Raw genomic sequence first — 1,001 nt, forward strand, 5'->3', positions numbered from 1 at the left:
GGCTTTGTTGCATAAATAAATTTCATCCCCATACATGTTAGATGAATACAGAATCAAAAAGCCGATACAAAACAACGAACTGGTCTGAGTACAATCAGGCTTTACGTCAACGGGGTGCTTTCACCATTTGGTTTGATCCCCAAATGCAATGGTCTGCAACACCTACTGGAAAAAAAGGACGTCAACCTACCTACACTGATATAGCAATTCAATTTGCCCTGACGATACGAAACCTGTTCCAACTGGCTTTACGCCAAACACAAGGTTTCATTCAAAGCCTTTTTCAAATGGCTCACCTCGACTGGAATGTTCCAGACTTCTCAACATTGAGTCGGCGAGCAGATAAGCTCCAGCCACTTCTACATAAATCAGCAAAAAATCCACAGGAAGACTTGCATATTTTAGTTGATAGCACAGGGATCAAAGTTACAGGTGATGGGGAATGGGTGCGTAAAAAACATGGCGTAAACCAACATCGTCAATGGCTGAAATTACATCTTGCGACAGATGCAAACAGTGGAGAAATACAAGCGGTTGAAGTCACGACCTGCCAATATGGTGATGCTGAAATGCTCCAACCTCTTTTAGATCAAATTGATGAAACCATTGCATCTGTCACGGCTGATGGTGCTTATGACACAGTGAATTGTTATGATGCGATTTTGAAACGGCAAGCAAATGTAATTATCCCTCCTCGTTCCAATGCTGCTTTATGGGCAGAAAATGAAATTGGTAAAGCAAGGAATCATGCAGTACAAGGCTGTTGGGACAAGGGTCAAAAGCAGTGGAAACGAGATATTGGTTATCATCGACGATCCCGAATAGAGGCTAAAATGTTTGCCTTGAAACGACTTGGACAAGGTGTATCTAGTCGATGCTTTAATCGTCAGGTGGTTGACTTGCAAATAAGAGTCGATATTTTGAATAAATTTACTCAACTTGGTACAGCTAAAACGGTGGCTGTTGCATAAATATCTGAAGATTAGAACAACTCTACCTTT

1 protein-coding gene is annotated in these 1,001 nt (G+C 41.4%); it reads left to right on the forward strand.

All coding sequences use genetic code 11. From position 1 onward, the window contains the following. Nucleotides 1-41: 41 nt before the first annotated feature. Entirely contained in the window at nucleotides 42-971 is a 930-nt protein-coding gene (locus tag ACSC97_RS18165; protein WP_004907081.1) for an IS5-like element ISAba10 family transposase, read from the forward strand. Nucleotides 972-1,001: the final 30 nt, after the last annotated feature.

The sequence above is a fragment of the Acinetobacter sp. P1(2025) genome (assembly GCF_051390655.1).
Classification (GTDB): Bacteria; Pseudomonadota; Gammaproteobacteria; order Pseudomonadales; family Moraxellaceae; genus Acinetobacter; species Acinetobacter junii.

Bases quoted from the DNA above. Each gene is read 5' to 3' on its own strand.
- ACSC97_RS18165 (WP_004907081.1), top strand. From the start codon at position 42: ATGAATACAGAATCAAAAAGCCGATACAAAACAACGAACTGGTCTGAG.